The organism is Rummeliibacillus sp. TYF-LIM-RU47, assembly GCF_008638315.1.
Classification (GTDB): domain Bacteria; phylum Bacillota; class Bacilli; order Bacillales_A; family Planococcaceae; genus Rummeliibacillus; species Rummeliibacillus stabekisii.
Genome location: NZ_VVIR01000001.1, coordinates 1,330,194 through 1,353,495, shown reverse-complemented (window position 1 = coordinate 1,353,495; position 23,302 = coordinate 1,330,194). Strand labels below are relative to the sequence as shown.

Below are 23,302 nucleotides of genomic sequence, written 5' to 3'. Positions count from 1 at the left end.
GAAGAGGAAGGAAGCATAAATTAATTATGTATTCATTTCGTTTTAATTCTCATTTGCACAATAAAAAGGAGGTGTTTTTTGAATGAGTGGAAATAATAATTCAGAAAACAGAAGAAAAAGCAGTAATTCATCCTCTTCCAACTTCAAAAAACATCCGGCCGTAAATGACTATAGCTTAGAAGATTTAACAAGTGGTAAACCATTGGATGTCGTGGTAGCTGCTTTATTACTTTCAGGGAAGTTAAAAGTGGATGGAGTTCAGCTATTCCGTGAATCACCAGCACTTATAGTGACATTAATAGGGAAATTTAAGACTGGTGATGATAATAAAAATAATAACCCTAATAATTTTTCGCATGGCACTAATGGATGGAACGATGTTTTTGATGTTTTTCAACAACGCACACAAAAAGGTGATGATTCTTGAATAATAAGAATAATAATATTTTTGGAAGTGGAGCTTTTTCGAATGCTGTCATGCTAGTTGTATTAATGTTTTTACTAATTTACGGTTCAACTAAGGTAACTAGAGTACCTGTTATAACAGAATTGATTTGATATCACTAGACAACCGCACAAACAGCTTCTCTTGAAATGAATATACTACTAATAATCCAAGTGATAACAGCCATGGCTTTGGTGAAGCCATTTGCGCGTTTAGTCACTTGGAAAATTCCTCCTATAACTTCAGGCAACGCCCTTTGTCTGAAGGCTCAAAATATAGACACTCCCACCTTTTTCAGTTTCAATTTGCCCAAATGCATATTTGGGCATTTTTCCATTTCATTTGCTGAATTTCAGCATTCAACTAAAATTAATCATATTATTTTTTTAATGATTGTTTTAATTCTCCGTGTAGCCAGGTAAATTCATCGAGGTCCCTCACAATATAAGCATTCGGAATAATCTTTCTTACTTCATGAACCATTTTTGATGCGTCTTCAGATAAGTAACGCGCACTAATATGGTTTAGTAGCAAATTTTTAACCCTTGCTTTTTGTGCAACCTTGGCTGCAATTAGATTGGTTGAGTGCCCGTAAGCAGCCGCTCCTTCTTCAAGAGAAGCATCAAACGTGCTTTCATGAATCAAAACATCGGCTTCTTCACTAAGTCTGATACTATTTTCAGAATACATCGTGTCCCCTAAAATGGTGACAGTAAACCCTTTCTTAGGCTCTTCGGTAACATCTATACTTCTGACAACTGTCCCATCCTCTAATACAATGTCTTCTCCATTCTTAAGTTTTCCCAATAATGGCCCTTTAGGTACGCCAAGTGCAACAGCTTTATCCATGAGAAGAGTACCCTTTTGCTGTTTTTGCTCAATTCTATAACCATAGCTTGGTACCACGTGCTCTAATAGCATCGCCGTAACTATAAATTGCTCATCTTCAAATATAATTCCTTCATTCACTTCTACAAAGCGAATAGGATAACCCAAATGTGTGCCTGTAATTTTGAAGGTAAGAAGAATCCATTCCTCAATGCCTTTTGGTCCATATATGGTTAAAGGTCCATCCCCTCCCAAAAAGGAGCGAGATCCAAGAAATCCAGGCAGTCCAAAAATATGGTCGCCATGCAAGTGTGTGATAAAGATTTTATCAATTTTACGTGGTTTAATTGTTGTGTGTAATACGAGGTGCTGGGTAGCTTCTCCACAGTCAAAAAGCCAAATAGTCCCTCTTTCTTCTAATAATTTCAGGGCAAGCGAACTCACATTTCTTCCTTTTGATGGCATGCCCGCACCAGTTCCTAAAAATTGGATTTGCATCTATTATCCCCTCTCTCGGTGATCATCTAAAAAATCTTTGCTAAAGCTTGTTTTTGATTCATAGGTAGGTTTTTTTGCCTGTTTAATGCCTTTTGTAATCATATCCTTGCCGAATTTATATTGCAATTGTTCAACAACTTTACGAATTGGCTCCTCTTTTGCGTATTGTTCATATGTAAAAAGAGATAGTTGTTCTACTGTGTTTGACTGATCTACTACATTGCTAACTGTCACACCAAGCAGGCGTACAGGATTTCCATTCCAATGTTTTTCAATAAGGGAGAGTGCGATTACTTCAATATCTTTTTTCTTAAAAATAGCGTTTTGTGAAGTTTTGCTCCGTGTATAATTATGCCAATCAGCATCTCTAATTAAAATGGAGACCGTATGCCCTGCTAATTTCTTCGCATCCAACCTTTTAGCTACGCGCATACATAGTTCTTCTATAGCAGTTTGAAGCTCTGAAAGAATCATTAAATCAGAAGGAAATGTCATGGAGTGCCCAACTGATTTAGTGTCGTAGATAGAATTAGGATCGACTTCCCTTTGATCTATTCCTTGTGCTCTTTTCTTTAAACGAAGACCATTTTTGCCAAGATTCGCTTTCAATAAATAATCTTCGCTTCTCGCTAAATCGCCAATTGTTGCAATGCCGATTTCTTTTAGTTTGTTGGAAGTGCTAGAGCCAACACCGTGCATCTCAATGACAGGCAAATGCCATAGCATTTTTTCTACATCGCGCTTCCGTAAGATTGTAATGCCCATGGGCTTTTTCATATCAGAAGCCGTTTTAGCTAAAAACTTGTTCGGCGCTATGCCAATTGAACAAGGCAAATCAAGCTCATGCAATATACGTGTTTGGATCATTTTTGCAAGTTGTATTGCTTCAATTCCATGTGCAATTTCCGTTACATCTACATAGCCTTCATCGATCGATACAGGCTCAACAAGGTCGGTGTATGAGCGTAGGATATCGAACATCGCTTTTGACGCATGGCGATATCGTTCAAAGTTAGGTGGCAGCACAATAAGATTGGGACACTGTCTCTTTGCTTCCCATACAGCCATTGTCGTAAAAATGCCTTTCGCCCTTGCTTCATAAGAACAAGTAACGAGTATCCCTTTCCGTTCGCTAGGATTACCCGCAATGGCTACAGGCTTCCCCTTTAGTTCAGGATGGTATGCTTGTTCAACAGAAGCATAAAAACTATTCATGTCGATATGAAATATAATCCTTCCACGACCATTCATACAATCCCTCCATCGATCACACGTTCTCTCTTTAGTATACCAAATTTTTCAGTTTTATTTCGATAAAAAAGCAAGCGAGATTTCCGCTTGCTCATGATTTATTGATTAGGCTTTGCATATTCACCGTAATGATGGACAAAGTGATCCAGACCATCTCTTAATTCTTGACCTGACATTGCTACGCCGTGTCCTGTGATTGCCACTTCAGGCTTTAATTGTATTAACTTTTTTATCGACTTTAATGCTTCATCAAAGTCTTGCGTCAGATATTTTGGTGGCCCGCTAATTTCCTCTTTTTGCGAAATCACACTTGTCAGAGATTCTTGCTTAACTGTTATAAACGCATCTCCTGCGATTAAGGCACGGTCTTTATCTCTGAAGAATGAGACATGACCTCTCGTATGTCCTGGTGTATGAATCCAACGAAACTCAGGTAAGAAAGGCACACTCCCATCTGTTGGCAATGCTTGTACATGATTGCCTAAGTTAATCGCATCGTTCGGAAACATAGGAGACATTTTTGCAACTAACCCAGGATCTGAACTAGCATCGGGATGGGGATAATTCATTGCTCCTGTTAGGTAAGGCATCTCCAATTCGTGTGCATATACTGGGACTTCCCACTTTTCGATCAGTTCAATAATAGATCCGACATGATCGAAATGGCCATGTGTAAGAATAATCGCCTTTGGTTTATTCTCTTTTCCGAAACGGTCCTCTACCTCTGCAATAATCTTGTCAGCTTGCTTTGGAACCCCCGCATCTACTAGTACAAACTCATTGCTATTCGGCTCGCCAACTAAGCAAATATTTGCGATCTGTGTTGTATACATATAAAGATCAGGGAGCACCTCGACCCCTTTACCACTTGCAATGGAAGTAGCAGGGATGAATTTATAATCATTGCCATACTTCATCTCTTGTTCCATACTTAATCTCCTTTCTAATTCTGTTTGTGATCTATTACCCTTTCTTTCAGAAAAGAATCATTGCCCCCACTGAGTCCATGGATATTAAGTTTATTCTTCCTTTTTTCCTTGCTGCTCTTTTTTATCGTTCATTGAGCGGTAAACCATTGTCTTCATACTGCCCTGAACAACATTCTCCAAGAAAAATGAACCAACCAATTCTAAATATTTGTCATCATCGTACATTTTTTTATTTTGTAGTTCCATTTCAGCCAAGCCATCATATGTTGCTAAAAGTGCATACGTGTAATCTTCTCCCACAATCGGCAGTAGAATATCGACTATGTGATGATAATTTTCATTGCGGTATTTTTTTAATTCCTGCAAGTTCTCAACAGCTTCCTTGAATTTTTCTTGTTTGATTTCAAACGTTTGGTAAACATATAGTGGCATTCTATTTTCAACTCCCTTTAATTAATTTCATCATAGATTCTTCTAAATAATAGTTGTAGAATAGACAGCTTTTGAATAGCATGTACTAAACACTTTTCTTGAAGGAGATACTTAATGGGGATTTTTTTTAGCTATATTTTTCTAGGTTTATCCTTAGCTGCACCAATTGGTCCTGTAAATGCTGCACAGTTGGACAAAGCGTTGAAATTCGGCTTCTTGCATTCATGGTTCGTTGGTTTAGGTGCTATTCTTGCTGATGGGATTTATATGCTTGTGGTTTATTTAGGGGTTGTACAATTTCTTGATACGCCTTTTATGCAAACTCTATTATGGTCTTTTGGATGTTTTGTGCTTATTTATACAGGCATTGAGAGTATGGTTAGTGCTGGTAATGTACAAGTTACAACAAAAAAAAATAACGCTTCATTGTCAAAATCGTTCTTCTCTGGCTTTTTTATGTCCATCTCAAATCCACTAACAATCCTATTTTGGTTAGGTATTTATGGTTCGATATTAGCAAAGACCATTTCCGAAAATGATAATATGCACATTGCCCTCTATAGTTTCGCTATCTTTTTAGGATTATTGCTGTGGGATGTGACAATGGCTTTGACTGCTAGCAGCTTTAAAAAATTTGTTGCTGGAAAGCTGTTAGTGGCCATTTCTTTCATTTCCGGATTATCTTTAATTGGATTCGGTCTTTATTTTGGCATTCAAGCCATAAAACTAATGTTCTTCTAAATGCCTTTTGGATAACTATTTACTTTCTTTTTGGTACCTTTTTTCTGAGTGAAATGGCGAATAATCAGCACAATTGCAACAAAAGCTACAAATAATAAACTCATATAAAAACCCATTCTTGTTGACTTATGAAGCAATGTCCCGCTTATTGCTACAAGGATTAACGCCATGCCAACAAAGCGTTTGATATGATCAAAACTGGTTGCTTTCACGATCTTTGGCAAAGAAATTAAAATAAAGAGCCAATTGTATAAAAGCATAAGACCGGCGGCAGTAGTGATGTATTCATATACTCGGTCTGGCATAATCCTTGAAAATATAATAGAAGCTATCAATCCACAAATCGTCAATCCAAGAGCAAATGGAGGCACTTTCAGTTTTCCTTGTTTAGAAAAGATTTTTGGGGCATCTGAATCTTCAGACATCGTTACTAACATGCTTGTTACTGCAAATAATGATGCTGCCATTGTTGAAAAACCGGCAATAATAATAGCTCCGTTAAAAACATGTGGAAAAAAAGATAACTGGTATGGATCCAATGCGATAGCAAATGGGCTTTCTTTTGCATTGAATTTTTCCAATGCCGCTAACGAGGATGCGAGGAAAATGGATATTAAATATATAGTTGTGAGTATAGCTAACATCACGTTGCCTGATTTCTTAACATCTTCCTTATTTTTTAGCCTTGTGGAGAGGATACCCATGATTTCAATACCTCCAAATGCATAAAAGCCAAATATAAGTGCACCCCATAGCCCCATAAGCCCATAAGGAGAAAATTCTTTAAAATTACTCGGCATGCTAAAATCATTTTTGCTGCCGCCAAATAAGCCGAATATGACTGCGATGGCCAAAATAATAAACATGAAAATCGCAGCTACCTTAATGACAGCAAATATATTTTCAATTTTTTCAAAACCTTTCGTACCAATCACTACGACTAGCACACCGAGAATTGCATAAATTGAAGCAAAAATCCATAAAGGGATAGAAGGAAACCAAAAACGAGTAAGTAATGAAAGGGCAGTCAATTGACTACCGGTAATAAGAATTTCTGAAAACCAATATACCCATCCGCTACTAAATCCTGCCCAATTGCCGTAAGCTATCTTAGCATACGAGCGAAATGAACCTTTTTGTGGATTATGCGCAGACATTTTACCAAGAGCATCCATTACAATATAAGTACCTAAGCCTGCTAAAATGAAAGCAATCATAATAGACGGCCCTGTTTTTGTTATACCTATTCCCGAACCCAGAAAATAACCGGTCCCAATTATACTTCCTACTCCAACAAGTGATAGCTGCCACCATGATAGCTTCTTTTCCTTTTTATCATTGCTTTGCGACCCAATACGTGAAGGAATTTCCATCAGAATCCCTGCCTTTCTTATCACGCCTATTTTAAGCAATATATTTAAATTTATACGCTTTACTCTTGTTAGTATAGAAGAAGAAGCAGATTGGCTCATATCATCGCGATTAGTTGTATGAACTAAAAACAAAAAGAGCCATAAGCAATGGAAGCTTATGGCTCAAAATAATAATAATTTTATATTTGGACTTCTTCGTCTTTAAGGTGTTGCAAGTAGGCTTTAATATCTTTAATTCCTTCCAATGTATCAACTAGCACATCTGGCGAAATCAATGTAATCAATCGATCATCTAGGTTTGCTACTGCCTCAAAGAATTGAGTTTTGGCATAATTAACAAGTCCAACTTGTTTCAGAGCAGATTCTTCAATGTCTAGAATTTCTTTAGCATCTGCCACCATCAAACCAAATATTAATTCGTCTGATTGAATGACTATCACTTTCGCAGTCGATAAATCGGCATTTCTTTGATATAAAATGCGCTCACAATCTAAAATGGGACGCAATTCGCCTCTAATCTTTGAAAAACCAACTAAATACTCAGGAAGATGCGGAATAGGCGTAATATGTTCCGCCTTTTCTATTGCGTCCACACGTTCAACCGGCACTGCATATTCTTCTTTTCCACATGAAAAAACGATAACTTTCATAGTTTGCTTTCCCTCTATTTCACTTTAGCAGAACATTTTACGATTTCTACAAGAAGCTCAGCCAATTTTTCTAGCTCTTCAATAGGCATTCTTTCGGATGTTGTGTGAATATTTTCATAGCCCAATGCCAAGTTAACTGTTGGTATACCAAAGCCTGCGATTACATTGGCGTCGCTGCCGCCACCTGATTGCATTAATTTTGGTTCACGGCCAATATTGCTTGCAGCTTCTTGTGCAATTTGAACAACTAAATCATCCGGACCAAATTTGAAGCCAGGATACATACGAGCAACTTCTACTTCTGCTTCGCCACCCAATTCTTTTGCAGCTGTTTCAAATGCTTCCTTCATATGATTTTCTTGTTGAATTAACTTTTCTTCTACAAGTGAACGACATTCTGCTAATACAGATGCTTCATCACAGACAATATTTGTAGCTTTACCGCCTTCAAAACGACCGATATTTGCAGTTGTTTCAGAATCGATTCGGCCTAACTTCATTTTGGCAATTGCTTTTGCAGCTATAGTAATAGCAGATACACCTTTTTCAGGTTCTACACCAGCGTGCGCAGTTTTTCCTTTTAATGTAGCAAAGATTTTTGTTTGGAATGGAGCTGCTGTAACAATGCCCCCTACCTTACCGTCAGAATCTACTGCAAAACCATATTTTGCAGTGATTTTGTTACGGTCTAATTCTTTTGCTCCTTCAAGACCTGATTCTTCACCAGCTGTAATGATGAATTCGATGTCGCCATGCTCAATATTTTCTTCTTTTAAGCGTTTAGCTAATTCAAGCAGTCCAGCAATTCCTGCTTTATCATCTGCTCCAAGAATAGTTGTACCATCTGAATAAATATATCCATCTTCTTTAATCACTGGTTTAATACCTACACCAGGTACAACAGTATCCATATGGCATGTGAAGTAAATCGGCTGAACATCTGTTAATGAGCCTTTTAATGTTGCGATTAAGTTTCCTGATGCATGGCCGTTGCGGCTCGCTGAATCATCTTCAAAAACATCAAAACCTAATGCTTCTAATTTACTAATCAAAACAGGCGAGATTTTTTCCTCATGATATGTTTCGGAATCGATTTGAACTAATTCCATAAATTCTTCTACAATACGGCTTGGCATGTTGCAAGACTCCTTTATCTATGTAATAAAAATGGTACTTTAAACCCTTAACTTACTACGAAGTCAAAATTCCTAATGAAAAATAACTGCCTTAACTGTTAGGATGGGTATGCTTTAAGCACAGTGGAAAATAATATTCCCACTGTGTAAAGTTTCAATAAATAGTTTATCATAATTCAGTCCAAACACCTATGTAGTTGCCTCAGGAGGCAACATTAACATTTATTATTATTTGTTATAGAGGAATATTGCCATGCTTTTTATATGGCCGTGTTTCTTGCTTGGAGCGAAGCATTTCAAGTGATTGCATTAGTTTTATACGTGTTTCTCTCGGATCAATCACATCGTCTACTAAGCCATGTGATGCCGCCACATAAGGATTGGCAAACTTTTCTTTGTATTCGTCAATTTTTTTCGTACGCATTGCTTCTGGGTCACTGGCGCCTGAAATTTCTGCAGCATGGATTATATTAGCTGCTCCAGATGCCCCCATTACTGCAATTTCAGCATTTGGCCATGCATATACCATATCCGCTCCAATAGATTTAGAGTTCAGCGCTACATAAGCACCACCATAAGCTTTTCTTAGAATGACAGTTATTTTAGGTACCGTCGCTTCTGAATAGGCAAAGAGAATTTTTGCACCATGACGAATGATGCCGCCGTGCTCTTGTTTGACTCCAGGGAAAAAGCCAGATACATCTTCAAATGTAATGATCGGAATATTGAAAGAGTCACATGTACGAACAAAACGTGCCAGTTTATCGGATGAGTCGATATCAAGCCCGCCAGCAAGTACTTTCGGCTGATTGCATACAAGGCCCACTGATTCACCATCAATTCGTCCAAAACCAACAACCACATTTTTTGCAAATTCTTTCTGCACTTCCATAAATGAATTTGCATCCACCACTTGTTCAATAACTTTCCTAACGTCATAAGCTTTTGTTTGATCAACTGGTACAATGTCTAGTAATTCTGAACGGAAATTATCGTCGTTTGAAGAATCTTCCCGTCGTTGAGTTGGCGTTTTCTCTCTATTATTTTGCGGCAAATAACTAAGTAACTGTTTCACCTGTTCCAATGCATCCGGTTCTTCAGACGCTCGAAAATGAGCATTGCCGCTAATAGTATTATGGACTTTAGCACCGCCGAGTCCCTCTGAAGTAATTTTTTCGCCTGTCACAGTTTCAATAACTTTCGGTCCTGTAATAAACATTTGGGATGTATTATCAACCATAAATATAAAATCCGTAATAGCAGGTGAATAAACCGCTCCCCCTGCACAGGGTCCCATAATAACGGAAATTTGTGGGATGACGCCTGAATAAATAGAGTTCCGATAGAAGATATGTCCATAGCCATCAAGCGATAACACACCTTCTTGAATGCGGGCACCTCCGGAATCATTGATACCAATAAATGGAGCACCATTTTTTGCAGCTAAATCCATTACATTAGCAATCTTTTTCGCATGCATCTCGCCAAGCGCACCGCCAAATACGGTGAAATCTTGAGAAAATACATATACCGGGCGTCCGTTAACCTTGCCGTAGCCTGTAACTACGCCATCTCCTGGTCCCTTTTTCTCTGCCATGTCAAAATCAACTGTCCTGTGATGAACAAAAGGATTGATTTCTACAAATGTACCTTCATCCAGTAGCAAATCAATGCGTTCACGTGCTGTTAATTTACCTTTTTCATGCTGTTTATCAATGCGAGATTCGCCGCCCCCAAGCTCAATTTCTCTTTTTCTATCATATAGTTCATTGATTTTGTCATACATATCCATGGTTAACTCTCCTTCTTTTCGTTACGTTCGACTAATTCATAAAGAACGCCATTCGATGATTTAGGATGAATAAAAGCAACTTTAGCCCCGCCCGCGCCGTTCTTTGGCTTCTCTGATAAAAGGGTTGCTCCTTCTTTTCGAATTCTTTCCATTTCATCCTCAATGTTTTCTACTAAAAGAGCGATATGATGTATACCTTCTCCTCTCTTTTCTAAATATTTATATATAGCGCTTTCATTTGTAAGCGGCTCAAGCAATTCTATATGCGTATTGTTTGCATCTATAAATGCAACTCGCACTCCCTCTGACTCTACTTCTTCAATATTTAATAATTTCATTCCTAATACATTTGTATAATATGTAATACGTTCATCTAAATTCTTAACGGCAATGCCTATATGATCTATGTTTTTCAATGCTGACACCCCTTTTGTATTCTAGTCTATTGTAGCTGAATTATTCAGAAAACTCTACTAATACTTGTTTATTGAATGAGATTTGGTAAAATATTTTTAAGAGATTAGCGAAACAAGTGAAACTTCAATTTAGGTTCCGTTTTCCATATATTGAGGGTAGGCTGTCTTTGTCCCTCTTGAGGTTATGGATTAAAGTATTTATGTATCGGTAAAAAGGAGAGAGAACAATGAGCAATAAAACTATTCAAAAAGTAGTCGTTATATTAATGGCTCTTATTATGGTCATGTCCATTCTAACATTCGGTTTAGCAATGATTCGATAATAAAAGAGCAGACTCTGTAAATAGCAGTCTGCTCTTTTTTTATAGTCCTAGCTTTTGCTTAACTTCTTGTATTTGTAGAATATGCCTTTTTTCATGGTAGCCAACAAAAGGAATCCATTGGTCGAGACCCATCAGTCCAAAAGCAGGATGAGGAAATGCTTTTTGTTTAAGTAATTGTACGTCTACTGCTTTTTCTACCTCTTCTAACTGCTGATGTGAGGTTGATAATTTCTCTTCCAGCTCATTAATGCTAGCAAATTTATCAGATGGTAATGCAGTGGCAGGAGCGTTGACTTTAACATCGCGATTAACAGTTGCTTCAATAGGTTTATGACTTACTGTAGCATTCTCCCCTTTTTCAGCATTTTGCTTTATCATCATCGCTACATTAGATTCCAACAAATATAAATGCTCTACAATTTCCTTGATAGACCATTCTTCTGATGAAGGTTTTTTATTTAAGTTTTCATCAGATATGCCACTTATTTCTGTTAATAGTTCTTCTCTTGCTTGGTCATTGATTTTCATTCTGAAAGCTCCCTTTAAGTTTAGATTCACTTCTTTACACTCATAGTTTACTATACTAGTACCTCTATACTGAAATGACTGGGCTCTGTTAATTTCTTACTACTTCTAAGATGTCGTTATAGTATTCTTTATGAGCTTCACATTTATGAATCTTTTCGTCTAGTTTGGCAATTTCCTGATCCATCCCCATTATCAAATCTTTAATAAATAATTGTGTCATGGCACTGCTAATGCTATCAAAGCTTTCAATTAATAACCGTCTTTTTTGAGATAGAACTCTTTGTTGTTGAATAGATTTCACTGCTTCTTCCGTTAATCGTTGAATCTCTTGCTGTATATCCTTTATCAATAGAGTAGCCACATCATCTGTATATTCTTTTATATCTATCATTCTTTCCCTCCTCTACGATTTTCCGTTATTCATAGAGTATGGAGAGATTCATAAAATTATTCATCTTTTAATATATTCTTTCTTGAAGAAATGATAGATCTGAATGAGAAAGAAGCATACCACCTACCAGTTTATCAAAACAAAAAAAGCTTCCAATAGAGGAAGCTCTTATTACTTTTCAATTATACTTCATCACAAAATTCTTCAAAATACGCTTGGATTGAAGTAATTACAGACATAGGATCATGTCCTTCGATTTCATGACGGCCAATTTCAGCCACTGGCTGCCCGTCTTTCAGCATAACAAATGATGGAGATGAAGGGATATGGTCTTCACCAAAGTGCATACGTGCTTGAGCAGTAGCTTCTTGGTCTTGGCCTGCAAATACGGTTACTAGATGATCAGGACGTTTATCATAATTAATCGCGTGTACTGCTGCTGGGCGGGCAATACCCCCTGCACAGCCGCAAACAGAATTGACCATAACAAAAGTAGTTCCAGGACGGTTGAAAGCATCCTCTACTTGTTCGGCTGTTTTTAATTCTTCATAACCGTTTCCAGACAATTCACTGCGAGCTTGGCGCAGCATATCTTGCATAAATAAATCGTAATCCATATTCATGTGTATTCGCTCCTTTTTTTACATCACTATTACTATAACAGGTGTTCGTCCACTTTTCAAAATGATCGTTTCAGGATTATAGAACACGCGCAGCTTCCGTTATAATATGATCTATTTCCTCTACAGTATCTTCTTGATTTTCGACAAGCAAGCTAAAGATATACATTTTGCCACTTTGCCCAATGAAATAACCGCTTAAAGTATTTACACTTTCAATAGAACCTGTTTTTGCAAATACACGCCCATTTGTCAGAGGAGAGGTCAGTCGATTTTGGAGGGATCCCCCTATTAAGCGATCATTCTTCCCCGCGATTGGCAAACTATTAAAATACGTATTAAACCACTTTTCGTCTTTATAAATCTTATATAATAATTCAGTTAAATCCTCTGCTGTCAAACGATTTTCTTGCGATAAACCCGACCCATCGTCCAACACAGTGTTTTTTATAGGGATGTGAGTAGATGCTGCATATTTCTTAATAGCTTTCAGTCCTGCAGGAGTACTACCCCTTTTTTTCACTTCTTTTCCGAGGGTCTTTACTAAAACATTGGAGATACTATTATTACTCAACTTCATATATGGAATCATTATTTCTTTTAAAGGCACCGACTGCTTCTGTGCAATAAGGTGTGCGTTTTTTGGAGGTACGGCTCTGTAAAATGTGGTATCTGTATAGTCTACTTGCTGACTTTTTAATGCCTCTTTAAATAATGTCATCGTCTGTTTTGTTGGCTGTGGAACAGCTATCCATTCTCTTACTGTCTGTTCCCTTGGCAAATTACCTGTAATATACACTTTACGTGTGCCAAATGCCCTTTCGATTTTGAGCGTATTCGGCTGTCCGTATGCAACTGTTTTTGCCTCATTACGAATAATTAGTTCTCCTTTAGCAGGTTCTATGTGCAATGTAGGCTTTTTCCCCTCTTTGTTACCCTTTGCCTCTATTAGGACGGAGGCTGCATCGTAATCTTTGTTAGGTGAAATCATTAATGCTGTGACAGGGGCAGCATAATAATAAGATTGGTCTTCTTTTTCAATGTGCGGAGTAAGCAATTTTTGATCAAAATAGAAATCATCAGCTACAATACGTCCATTTATTTTCTTTAATCCTTGACTATGAAGAAATGCGGCCAGTTCTTTCAAGTCGTTCATAGAAAGAGTAGGATCACCTTTCCCTTGAAGATACAAATCGCCTTGCAAAACACCTTTTTTCACTATTCCATCCATAAAGACATTCGTTTTGAAACGATAATTTTCCCCTAGCTCACTTAAAGCAGCCGCCGCTGTGAAAAGTTTCAAATTCGAAGCAGGTTTTTGTGACCTATCCCCATTATAATTAAATATAATTTGACCTTCTAAATTACGAATGACCATACTGACATCAGCAGCGGGTAATTCTTGTACTATGGTGCTTCTTAGATTCCCATCTATTTCTACATCATTTTCAAAATTAGCATTGGCTATATTTGTGAACGGCATTGCAATAAGACATAGAATAATTAAGAAGAATATATACTTTTTGTACATATTACCCTCCCCCAATAGAGCTTTAGGGCAAGTATATGAATAAGTCACGCGAAATATGTCGAAAAAAAGAGTAACTGAGCTATATCTTCTCATTTACCCTTTCAACTTATTAATCCTCGTACATCATTTTCTTCGTCATCCCACCATCGATGGTAACATTTTGAGCTGTAATAAAATCGTTTTTAGGATGAGTAAGAAACATACACGCATTGGCAATGTCGTCTGGTTTCCCAACCCTGCCACTCAAATGCATTGCATGGTCAGTTTCGGTTAGTGCCTCATAATCCTCTGTTTCAATCCAGCCTGGAGATATACAGTTGACCTTAATGCCATCTGGCCCAAATGATCGTGCTAATGCATGCGTCAAAGCCACAATGCCTCCTTTTGTAGCAGCATATGCTTCTGTATTCGGTTCAGACATAAATGCGCGTGTTGATGCAATCGACACAATGGATCCGCCATTTTCTTGTTTTCGCATATATTTTGCTGCTTCTCTCGAACATAAGAATACACTTCTCAGGTTGGTATTCATTATGTCATCCCATTCATCAATAGTAGATTCATATGGTGATACAGGCACGAATTTCCCTGCGTTATTGACTAGAACATCAATCTTACCCCAATGGTTTACAGTTTCGCTCATTAAATGGATGATATCATCTAGTTTTCGCACATCCGTTTGCACAAATATGGCACGGCTACCCAATTCCTTAGCAAATTCTTCTCCTGTAGGATTGATATCAGCCAACACTAAATTTGCATGTTGTCTTGCATACATTAATGCGATAGATCGACCTATTCCTTTTGCGGCTCCTGTAATGACTACTGTTTTCCCTGCGAACATATTTATTTCCCCCAGTTATTACTATTTTTTTAATATTTAAAATATTTTATTTAGTAGATGTCTCTTTTAAATGTTTCCTACTATAATGAAGATTTTATTGGATTATTAAATTCAATTTTTAGAATGAAAACTACGATTAAGCGTTATCAGCTTATTTCATCCGAGAAGTACGAAAAAACCGAGCTAAATTCACTCAGTCTTTTCGTCAGAAAATAGTAAATCAACTGCCTGAGATACAGTCATCTGTCCTTCAGTTATTTGTTTTTCAAATTGAGAAACTCGTTGTTTTGTATCATCATTTGCATAAAAAGTGTCGATTAAACGATCTCGAATCATAGCCTGGAACCATTCAGTTGTCTGTTTGGTGCGACGGCTTGACCAAAAACCCGTTTTCATACAGGTTTCCCGAAATTCTTCAATCGTTTCTTGTATTCTTGATAACCCTTTGTTTTCAAGAGAGGATACAAGGTGTGTCCTCGTATCCCACCCAGGTGTGGCAGGCTGTAAAAAATGCTGTATTCGTTTGTACTCTGACATGGTTCTTTGCGCTGGACGAAGATTATCCCCATCAGCTTTATGCACAATAATTGTATCTGCTAATTCCATGATGCCTTTTTTCATTCCCTGTAGTTCATCTCCTGCTCCTGTCAGGACAAGAAGTAAAAAGAAATCTACCATACCTCTTACAATTGTCTCGCTCTGGCCGACTCCCATCGTTTCGATTAGTACGATATCGTAGCCTGCTGCTTCGCATAATAGCATGGTTTCTCGTGTTTTTTTATGCACACCGCCTAAGGTCCCCGCTGAAGGAGACGGACGAATAAATGCATTGGGCTCGCGTGAGAGTTGCTCCATCCTTGTCTTATCTCCAAGAATGCTACCTCCATTGACGGTGGAGCTTGGGTCAATAGCGAGTACAGCAACTCTATGTCCTCTTTCACAGAGCATTTTGCCGAAAGCTTCAATGAAGGTGCTTTTCCCCGCTCCTGGAACACCAGTTATGCCAATTCTAATGGAAGCACCTGTATAGGGAAGCATCTTTTTAAGTAAGTCCTGCGCATCCGATTGATCTTCTGGATGAGCACTTTCAAGAAGGGTAATGGCTTTTGCCAAATGCAGACGCGAGCCTTCCTTTATATTTTCAGCTAGTTCGTCTAGATTCTGTTTGACTTTCGTCTTTTTAACAAACTTCTTTCGTTTGGTTTCCTGCATCCCGTCATGTATCGATTGAACCCCTGGCTGGACAAATAATGCTGATTTTTTATCAGTCATTTACTTCCTCGTACCCTAAATTCTTATAGATAAGTTCAATCATTTTTTGAGATGCAATAGGCAATACTGTACCAGGTCCAAAGATTGCTTGGGCACCGCTCTGATATAAAAATTCGTAATCTTGAGCAGGAATAACACCACCGACAATCACGATAATGTCCTCTCTGCCTAGTTTTTTTAATTCATCGATGAGAGCGGGCACTAATGTTTTATGACCAGCTGCTAGAGACGAAACGCCAACAACATGAACGTCATTTTCTGCCGCCATTTGTGCGGTTTCTTCTGGTGTCATAAATAACGGTGATATATCCACATCAAAACCAAAGTCTGCATATCCAGTAGCAACAACTTTAGCTCCGCGATCATGGCCGTCTTGGCCCATTTTAGCGACTAAAATCCTTGGGCGTCTTCCCTCATTTTCTAAGAATTCCTCAGTCATTTGTTTGATCTCTTCTATAGCTTCCTTATCAGAATAGTTGGAAGCATAGACACCGCTAATAGAGCGGATGACTGCTTTATGTCGTCCTGCAACTGATTCAATGGCATTCGAAATTTCTCCAAGCGTGGCTCTTTCCCTTGCTGCATCTACAGCTACTGTAAGTAAGTTTTCCTCCCCTGTTTCTGCAGCTTGAGTTAAGCGATCTAATTCATAGCGTACTTTCTTTTCATCTCGTTTTTCTTTCATTAATTGAATTCGATCAATTTGAGATTGACGTACCATCGTATTATCGATATCTAATATTTCTATAGGATCCTCTTTATCTAAACGATATTTATTGACGCCTATGATTGTTTCTGTTTTAGAATCAATTTTAGCTTGCCGCTTTGCGGATGCTTCCTCAACTCTCATTTTAGGTAGCCCAGTTTCAATTGCTTTTGCCATACCACCTAGCTCTTCAATTTCCTCAATCAACGTCCATGCAGACTTTGTTAATTCGTCAGTCAACTTCTCAACATAATAAGAACCGCCCCATGGATCAATTGTTTTGGTCATTTGCGTTTCATTTTGCAGAAAAAGCTGTGTATTTCGTGCAATCCGAGCAGAAAAATCTGTCGGAAGTGCGATGGCTTCATCTAAAGCATTTGTATGAAGTGACTGTGTATGCCCCATGGTTGCAGCATTGGCTTCAATCAATGTCCGTGTCACATTATTAAACGGATCTTGTTCTGTTAAAGACCAGCCAGATGTTTGTGAATGTGTGCGAAGAGCAAGGGTCTTAGGATTTTTAGGGTTGAATGAAGACATCATTTGAGCCCAAATGCGACGAGCTGCACGCATTTTGGCTATTTCCATATAATAATTCATGCCAATCGCCCAGAAGAAAGACAATCTAGGTGCAAAGTTGTCAATGTCGATGCCTGCCTTCAGTCCTGTACGGACATATTCTAGCCCATCCGCTAAAGTATAAGCTAGCTCGATATCGTTTGTAGCTCCCGCTTCTTGAATATGATAGCCGGAAATAGAAATAGAATTGAATTTCGGCATAAATTTTGATGTATATTCAAAAATATCAGCGATGATTTTCATCGACATTTCAGGCGGATAAATATATGTATTACGCACCATATACTCTTTTAAAATATCATTTTGGATTGTGCCTGCAAGCTTATCTGGAGTGATGCCCTGTTCTTCAGCAGCTACTATATAAAAAGCAAGCACCGGTAGCACTGCACCATTCATTGTCATGGATACAGACATTTGATCAAGCGGGATTCCATCAAATAGTATTTTCATATCTTCAACAGAATCAATGGCAACTCCTGCTTTACCTACGTCCCCCGTCACACGAGGGTGGTCAGAGTCATAGCCTCGGTGTGTTGCAAGGTCAAATGCAACGGAAAGGCCTTTTTGGCCCATTGCTAAGTTTCGGCGATAGAAAGCATTCGATTCCTCTGCTGTTGAAAAACCAGCATATTGCCGAATCGTCCATGGACGGCCAATATACATAGTTGGATAAGGCCCTCTTGTATTAGGCGCTATTCCTGCTACATCATGAAGATGAGCTGCGGTTTTAATATCATTGAACGAGTAGCTGGTTTTAACTTCTATATTTTCATTTGTCATAAATGTAGATTGATTTTTTGATGGAAGTTCTTCACGCAAAACTTCTTCTATGTGAATAGTTGAAAAATTAGGTTTCATCGTTGAACCTCCTTCAATGTTTCAGCAATATTCTTCAACTTTCGGATCATATTTTGGCCTTTGTATAAATATCCGTTTAAACCTTTTGTGTGCCAATCCGTATCAAATTTTCCCGCCACATCCAATATAATTGAGGCTGGTTTTTCTTCCAATAAAACAGGGATTGCATTCAGAGTATCCTCATCTGTTGCACAGAAAATGACATAATCCTCTTTGCTATTTTTTAACCACTCCTTAGCTTTTTCTATATCTGATGTAGGCTCTATTACGTTAGAAATCATACCGGCAGTAGCTAAGACCCCTGTAGCAAAATCTATACGCGGCTTAATCTTTTTCAAATCGCCAAATGGCAAAATTGCTGCTTTGATTTTTGCATCTTTCATTGTTCGTCTTAAACCTTCGAATGGTTCTGCAAGACGTTGAACCTTATAAAATGTTTCAACTGAAGCCTCTTCATTAGCATCAGCAAAATCGTTTGTGCCAACAAGTATAGTTTTCCTTGTTTCCACTTCAAGAAGACGTTTAGTCATTGTTTCTTCAAGCTCTTTTTCTAATCGGCCACTTTCTACATATTGTGTATAGCCACCCATTGCTTCAATTTCAACGAACTTTTCCCAGGCTTCTTTAGCTAAATCGTGCGTTAATGATTCGATATAATAAGCACCGCCAGAAGGGTCCTCTATCTTGGTAACATGCGATTCTTCGCGTATTACCAAGCCCACATTTCGTGCAATCCGAACTGATTGGCTTGTTGGCTTTGTTATAATATTATGAGGGTGTACTGTTAAAAGATCAGCTCCACCTATAGCCGCAGTAAATGCTTCATTCCCTGCCCGTAGCAAGTTTACGTAAGGATCTAATTTTGAGAATCTTCTAAGTGATGTTTCTGCATAAATTTTCACAGGTTTTGGATTTTCGATACCATAAGCTTTCGTAAACGCTTTCCAAAGTATTCGAAAAGCTCGTAGTTTTGCTATTTCCATGAAAAATTGTGTATCAACAGAAAAGGCAGCGAAAAATTGATTTTCAAGCTGATTGAAATCTGCTGCTTTTTCCATTCGTTCACTCGCTATAGCAAGAGCTATCGCTAATTCTTGTACAGCGTTTGCCCCTTTGTAATGAGCATCAATTATGTTAGCGCTTACCTTTCGAACATTCTGAAAACCGTTGATTTGACAGTGCTCATTAGATAATACAAAACCTTTGGCTTCTTTATTTTCTATAAAGTCAAAAACATTTAGGATTTCTGGATCTGCAGTCCATATAAAAAATGGATGGTCATTAAGTAATCCTGCGAGTTTTTTCAGAGCCTCTTCACTCCACTCAAAGCCCGCTTGGTCAATCATTAAATATTGATTACCGAATGATACAGAATTCTTTAATTCAGAGATGTATTCATCAATACAATCAGCGTAGGCGGCTTGGGCGATCGCAAAAGCACCTTCACTCCTCATCTCTCGGACTGTGTTAGCTTGTGCATCTAATTTTCCATCTAGTGTATTTAATAAGTCTTCCATAGTATAAAGTGGTTCAATTGTAATACCTTCAATAGTTTTTGTGAAAAGCGACTCAAAAGGCTTCCCTTTTAATGCTTTAATCGAGGCTTCTTTCCATTCCTCATAAGATGGTTTTGGGAAATTTACTTCTTTCATATTTGTCATACGCACGCGTAGATGCTTCCCCCCTTTGTCATTCTTACTACTATTTTACACAATATGTACATAGCTTAAAAGTAAAAGAAGTCTGAAAACCATTTCAACTAGGTTACCAGACTTCATTTTAGTTTATTTCTTTTTGTCATATGAAAAGATTTTGATGGAAGGAGAAATGAGATTCTCAACCAATTCAAAAGTATTAATCATTAATAAATTGACATTGTATCTTTTGAATAGCCCTCAAGCAATTCTTTAACACGAGAAAGGAATTTGCCACTCACTAAACCATCTAGAATACGATGGTCAATCGATAGGCATAAATTAACCATATCTCGTGCTGCAAACATGCCGCCTTCCATAATCACCGGGCGTTTCACAATGGATTCAATTTGTAGAATCGCTGCTTGTGGATGATTGATGATGCCCATTGATTGGACGGAGCCAAATGCACCGGTATTATTAACGGTGAATGTGCCGCCCTTCATATCATCTGATTTCAGCTTGCCAGCACGCACTTTCGAAGCTAACTCATGAATTTCCTTGGCAATGCCTTTAACTGATTTGTCATCTGCATTTTTGATAACAGGAACAAATAGGGCATCCTCCGTTGCAACAGCAATGGAAAGGTTGATATCCTTCTTCTGGATAATTTTATCGCCTTGCCACTGTGAATTCATCATAGGGAATTCTTTTAAAGCTTGTGAAACTGCTTTTACAAAGAAAGCAAAGTATGTGATGTTATAGCCTTCGCGTTTTTTAAAGTCACCTTTAATTGAATCACGGTAATTCACCAAATTAGTGACATCAGCTTCCATCATTAGCCACGCATGCGGAATTTCTTGTGTGCTATTCACCATATTTTTAGCGATGGCACGACGGACGCCTGAAACAGGAATTTCAATATCGCCCGTAGCAGTTGGCTCATACGTTTTTTCTTCTTTAACAGGTACTGGTTCAGCCTGAACTTTAGGTTGCTCTGGAGTAGCAACTGGTTTTGCTTCTACTTCTGGATTTGGTTTAGTAGCTGGCATTTCTCCAGAATCAATGATCTTTTGAATATCTTTTCTTGTAATCCGACCAGAAGTTCCACTGCCTTCAACCATATTCAAGTCGATGCCATGCTCTGATGCCATACGAACGACTGCAGGAGAATACCTTTTTTTCATACTTTGATCGCTTGCTGATTCTTCATTCTTTGTTTCTGCAGGAGAAGAAGCCTCTGTTTTTTCTTCTGCAGCTCTTCCCTCAATTTCAACCTTACAAACAACTTCGCCCACCGCAATGGTGTCACCTTCGTTTGCGATTAATTCAATGATTTTGCCCGCAAAGGATGATGGGAGTTCAGCTGTTACTTTATCTGTCTGCACTTCCGCTAATGTATCGTACTTTTTCACTTCGTCGCCCGGTTTAACTAACCATTTTTCGATTGTGCCTTCCGTTACACTTTCTCCTAGTTGTGGCATTGTAATTTGTTCAATTGCCATTTTAAAACCCCCTTTGCTTAAAATGCAGCTAATTCACGCATTGCTACTTCTACTTTATCTGGATTAATCATAAAGAATTTTTCCATTGTTGGCGCGTAAGGCATAGCCGGTACATCAGGACCTGCTAAGCGTTTGATTGGCGCATCCAAATCGAATAGCGCATGTTCCGCAATAATCGCAGAGACTTCGCTCATGACGCTACCTTCTTTATTATCTTCTGTTACAAGCAATACTTTACCCGTTTTCTTTGCAGCTTCAATAATAGCCTCTTTGTCTAATGGGTAGATCGTACGTAAGTCCAATACATGGACAGAGATGCCGTCTTTTTCCAAACGTTCAGCTGCTTGCAATGCAAAATGCACGCCAAGGCCATACGTAATGACAGTCAAATCTTCGCCTTCTCGTTTCACATCAGCTTTGCCGATTTCAATTGTATAGTCCTCTTCTGGCACTTCGCCTTTAATCAGGCGGTACGCTCTTTTGTGTTCAAAGAAAAGGACAGGATCGTCATCGCGAATCGCTGCTTTTAACAATCCTTTCGCATCATATGGAGTTGATGGAATGACGATTTTTAAACCGGGTTGATTAGCAAATACTGCTTCTACTGATTGAGAATGGTAAAGCGCGCCATGGACTCCTCCACCAAATGGAGCACGAATAACCATTGGACAATTCCAGTCATTATTTGAGCGGTAGCGGATTCTAGACGCTTCCGAAATAATTTGATTGACAGCAGGCATGATAAAATCCGCAAATTGCATTTCAGCAATAGGTCTTAAACCATACATCGCTGCACCAATACCAACTCCGACAATTGCTGATTCGGCAAGAGGTGCGTCAATCACACGTTCTTCACCGAACTCATCGTAAAGGCCTTGCGTTGCTTTAAACACGCCGCCCTTTAAACCGACATCTTCTCCAAGAATAAAGACACGATCGTCTCTTTCCATTTCTTCTTTCATCGCTAATGTAATGGCATCAATATATGATAAATTCGCCATCTGCTACACCTCCTCATGGTTTCCGTAGACGTATTGCAATGCATGTTCCGGCTCCGCATATGGAGCGTTTTCCGCATAATCAGTCGCTTCGTCAACCTCAGCCATGATTTCTTCTTGCATCTTTTCTTCTATTTCTGAAGTTAGAACGCCTAAATCTTTTAAATATGCTGCAAAGCGAACAATCGGATCATTCGCACGGCCTTCTGCCAAATCTTCTTCTGTTCTGTATTGACGATGGTCATCATCAGATGAGTGTGCAGTTAAACGATAGCAGATCGTCTCAATTAAGCTTGGTCCCTCACCGTTTCTTGCACGATCTGCTGCTTCTTTCATCACTTTATACACTTCAAGTGGATCGTTGCCATCTACTGTTACGCCAGGCATACCGTAGCCAATCGCACGGTCTGAGACATTTTCACACGCAACTTGCTTGCTAAGCGGCACTGAAATAGCATAGCGATTATTTTCCACCATAATAATAACAGGAAGCTTATGAACACCAGCAAAGTTAGCCCCTTCATGGAAATCACCTTGGTTTGAAGATCCTTCTCCAAGACTAACAAATGTGACAAAATCTTCTTTTTGCATTTTCCCCGCAAGTGCCACACCTACCGCATGTGGAACTTGTGTCGTTACAGGTGAAGAACCTGTAATAATGCGGTTTTTCTTTTGACCAAAATGACCTGGCATTTGGCGGCCGCCAGAGTTAGGATCTTCCGCTTTCGCAAATGCAGAAAGCATCAACTCTTTTGCTGTCATGCCGAAATGTAGCACAACGCCCATATCTCGGTAATACGGTGCAATATAATCTTTTTTATTATTTAAAGCAAATGCTGCGCCGATTTGAGCTGCCTCTTGTCCTTGGCAAGATATAACGAATGGGATTTTACCTGCACGGTTTAATAGCCACATTCTTTCATCAATACGTCGGGCAAGCAGCATTGTTCTATACATATCAAGTACTACTTCATCAGATAAACCTAAAGCAGTATGTTTATTTTCTATCATTATGATCTCTC

The 23,302-nt window shown here is 38.5% G+C and carries 23 protein-coding genes; 3 read left to right on the top strand and 20 right to left on the bottom strand.

The genetic code is table 11. From position 1 onward, the window contains the following. Window positions 1-82 precede the first annotated feature (82 nt). Entirely contained in the window at window positions 83-427 is a 345-nt protein-coding gene (locus F0527_RS06830) for a hypothetical protein (protein ID WP_066786769.1), read from the top strand. Between the two features lie 396 nt (window positions 428-823). On the opposite strand, the gene rnz is transcribed toward F0527_RS06830, so the two are convergent. From rnz to F0527_RS06810, 4 genes are all read right to left on the bottom strand, one after another. Continuing rightward, complete coding sequence (gene rnz / locus F0527_RS06825) at window positions 824-1,771, bottom strand: ribonuclease Z (protein ID WP_150284241.1); 948 nt, start codon at window positions 1,769-1,771, stop codon at window positions 824-826. A 3-nt stretch (window positions 1,772-1,774) separates the two neighbouring features. Then, complete coding sequence (locus F0527_RS06820) at window positions 1,775-3,022, bottom strand: DNA polymerase IV (RefSeq protein ID WP_150284240.1); 1,248 nt, start codon at window positions 3,020-3,022, stop codon at window positions 1,775-1,777. A gap of 98 nt (window positions 3,023-3,120) precedes the next feature. Next, entirely contained in the window at window positions 3,121-3,951 is an 831-nt protein-coding gene (locus F0527_RS06815; RefSeq protein ID WP_150284239.1) for an MBL fold metallo-hydrolase, read from the bottom strand. Between the two features lie 90 nt (window positions 3,952-4,041). Next, the gene (locus tag F0527_RS06810) at window positions 4,042-4,383 is read right to left on the bottom strand and encodes a hypothetical protein (protein ID WP_150284238.1); all 342 of its coding nucleotides are present in this window, start codon (window positions 4,381-4,383) and stop codon (window positions 4,042-4,044) included. A gap of 114 nt (window positions 4,384-4,497) precedes the next feature. On the opposite strand from F0527_RS06810, the gene F0527_RS06805 reads away from it, so the two are divergent. Beyond that, window positions 4,498-5,124 carry a LysE family transporter gene (locus F0527_RS06805; protein WP_066786755.1) on the top strand — a complete coding sequence of 209 codons (627 nt, stop codon included), beginning with the start codon at window positions 4,498-4,500 and terminating at the stop codon, window positions 5,122-5,124. Here F0527_RS06805 and F0527_RS06800 read toward each other — a convergent pair. From F0527_RS06800 to mce, 5 genes are all read right to left on the bottom strand, one after another. Then, complete coding sequence (locus F0527_RS06800) at window positions 5,121-6,497, bottom strand: amino acid permease (RefSeq protein WP_190323403.1); 1,377 nt, start codon at window positions 6,495-6,497, stop codon at window positions 5,121-5,123. The genes F0527_RS06805 and F0527_RS06800 overlap by 4 nt on opposite strands. A gap of 179 nt (window positions 6,498-6,676) precedes the next feature. Beyond that, complete coding sequence (locus F0527_RS06795; RefSeq protein ID WP_150284237.1) at window positions 6,677-7,147, bottom strand: chemotaxis protein CheW; 471 nt, start codon at window positions 7,145-7,147, stop codon at window positions 6,677-6,679. A gap of 14 nt (window positions 7,148-7,161) precedes the next feature. After that, window positions 7,162-8,283 carry a M20/M25/M40 family metallo-hydrolase gene (locus F0527_RS06790; RefSeq protein WP_150284236.1) on the bottom strand — a complete coding sequence of 374 codons (1,122 nt, stop codon included), beginning with the start codon at window positions 8,281-8,283 and terminating at the stop codon, window positions 7,162-7,164. A gap of 235 nt (window positions 8,284-8,518) precedes the next feature. Continuing rightward, the gene (locus F0527_RS06785; protein ID WP_150284235.1) at window positions 8,519-10,075 is read right to left on the bottom strand and encodes an acyl-CoA carboxylase subunit beta; all 1,557 of its coding nucleotides are present in this window, start codon (window positions 10,073-10,075) and stop codon (window positions 8,519-8,521) included. 2 nt (window positions 10,076-10,077) lie between these two features. Next, a complete protein-coding gene (mce, locus tag F0527_RS06780) occupies window positions 10,078-10,491 on the bottom strand; it encodes a methylmalonyl-CoA epimerase (protein WP_150284234.1) in 414 nt (137 codons plus the stop codon). A 227-nt stretch (window positions 10,492-10,718) separates the two neighbouring features. Here mce and prli42 point away from each other — a divergent pair, with 227 nt between their 5' ends. Continuing rightward, on the top strand, window positions 10,719-10,814 hold the full coding sequence (gene prli42 / locus F0527_RS06775) for a stressosome-associated protein Prli42 (protein WP_150284233.1): 96 nt from the start codon (window positions 10,719-10,721) through the stop codon (window positions 10,812-10,814). Window positions 10,815-10,853: 39 nt separating this feature from the next. Here prli42 and F0527_RS06770 read toward each other — a convergent pair whose 3' ends face one another. The 11 genes from F0527_RS06770 to F0527_RS06720 form a co-directional block, all read right to left on the bottom strand. Then, a complete protein-coding gene (locus tag F0527_RS06770; RefSeq protein ID WP_150284232.1) occupies window positions 10,854-11,342 on the bottom strand; it encodes a DinB family protein in 489 nt (162 codons plus the stop codon). An 88-nt stretch (window positions 11,343-11,430) separates the two neighbouring features. After that, window positions 11,431-11,733, bottom strand: coding sequence for a hypothetical protein (locus F0527_RS06765; RefSeq protein ID WP_150284231.1), 303 nt, complete (start codon window positions 11,731-11,733; stop codon window positions 11,431-11,433). Window positions 11,734-11,915: 182 nt separating this feature from the next. After that, window positions 11,916-12,356 (bottom strand): BrxA/BrxB family bacilliredoxin, encoded by a 441-nt coding sequence (locus F0527_RS06760; protein ID WP_066786736.1) that lies wholly within the window; start codon window positions 12,354-12,356, stop codon window positions 11,916-11,918. Window positions 12,357-12,432: 76 nt separating this feature from the next. Beyond that, on the bottom strand, window positions 12,433-13,884 hold the full coding sequence (gene dacB / locus F0527_RS06755) for a D-alanyl-D-alanine carboxypeptidase/D-alanyl-D-alanine endopeptidase (protein WP_190323402.1): 1,452 nt from the start codon (window positions 13,882-13,884) through the stop codon (window positions 12,433-12,435). A gap of 109 nt (window positions 13,885-13,993) precedes the next feature. Further along, window positions 13,994-14,728 carry an SDR family NAD(P)-dependent oxidoreductase gene (locus F0527_RS06750; RefSeq protein ID WP_150284229.1) on the bottom strand — a complete coding sequence of 245 codons (735 nt, stop codon included), beginning with the start codon at window positions 14,726-14,728 and terminating at the stop codon, window positions 13,994-13,996. A gap of 189 nt (window positions 14,729-14,917) precedes the next feature. Continuing rightward, a complete protein-coding gene (meaB, locus tag F0527_RS06745; RefSeq protein ID WP_150284228.1) occupies window positions 14,918-16,000 on the bottom strand; it encodes a methylmalonyl Co-A mutase-associated GTPase MeaB in 1,083 nt (360 codons plus the stop codon). Continuing rightward, on the bottom strand, window positions 15,993-18,143 hold the full coding sequence (gene scpA, locus F0527_RS06740) for a methylmalonyl-CoA mutase (protein WP_150284227.1): 2,151 nt from the start codon (window positions 18,141-18,143) through the stop codon (window positions 15,993-15,995). Before scpA ends, meaB begins: the two co-directional genes overlap by 8 nt. Further along, window positions 18,140-19,804: a methylmalonyl-CoA mutase family protein gene (locus F0527_RS06735; protein ID WP_150284922.1), complete on the bottom strand. Its 1,665-nt coding sequence runs from the start codon at window positions 19,802-19,804 to the stop codon at window positions 18,140-18,142. Before F0527_RS06735 ends, scpA begins: the two co-directional genes overlap by 4 nt. Window positions 19,805-20,004: 200 nt before the next feature. Next, window positions 20,005-21,282 carry a dihydrolipoamide acetyltransferase family protein gene (locus tag F0527_RS06730; protein ID WP_150284226.1) on the bottom strand — a complete coding sequence of 426 codons (1,278 nt, stop codon included), beginning with the start codon at window positions 21,280-21,282 and terminating at the stop codon, window positions 20,005-20,007. Window positions 21,283-21,299: 17 nt separating this feature from the next. Then, a complete protein-coding gene (locus F0527_RS06725; protein ID WP_066786718.1) occupies window positions 21,300-22,283 on the bottom strand; it encodes an alpha-ketoacid dehydrogenase subunit beta in 984 nt (327 codons plus the stop codon). Between the two features lie 3 nt (window positions 22,284-22,286). Continuing rightward, the gene (locus F0527_RS06720; RefSeq protein ID WP_150284225.1) at window positions 22,287-23,291 is read right to left on the bottom strand and encodes a thiamine pyrophosphate-dependent dehydrogenase E1 component subunit alpha; all 1,005 of its coding nucleotides are present in this window, start codon (window positions 23,289-23,291) and stop codon (window positions 22,287-22,289) included. Window positions 23,292-23,302 lie beyond the last annotated feature (11 nt).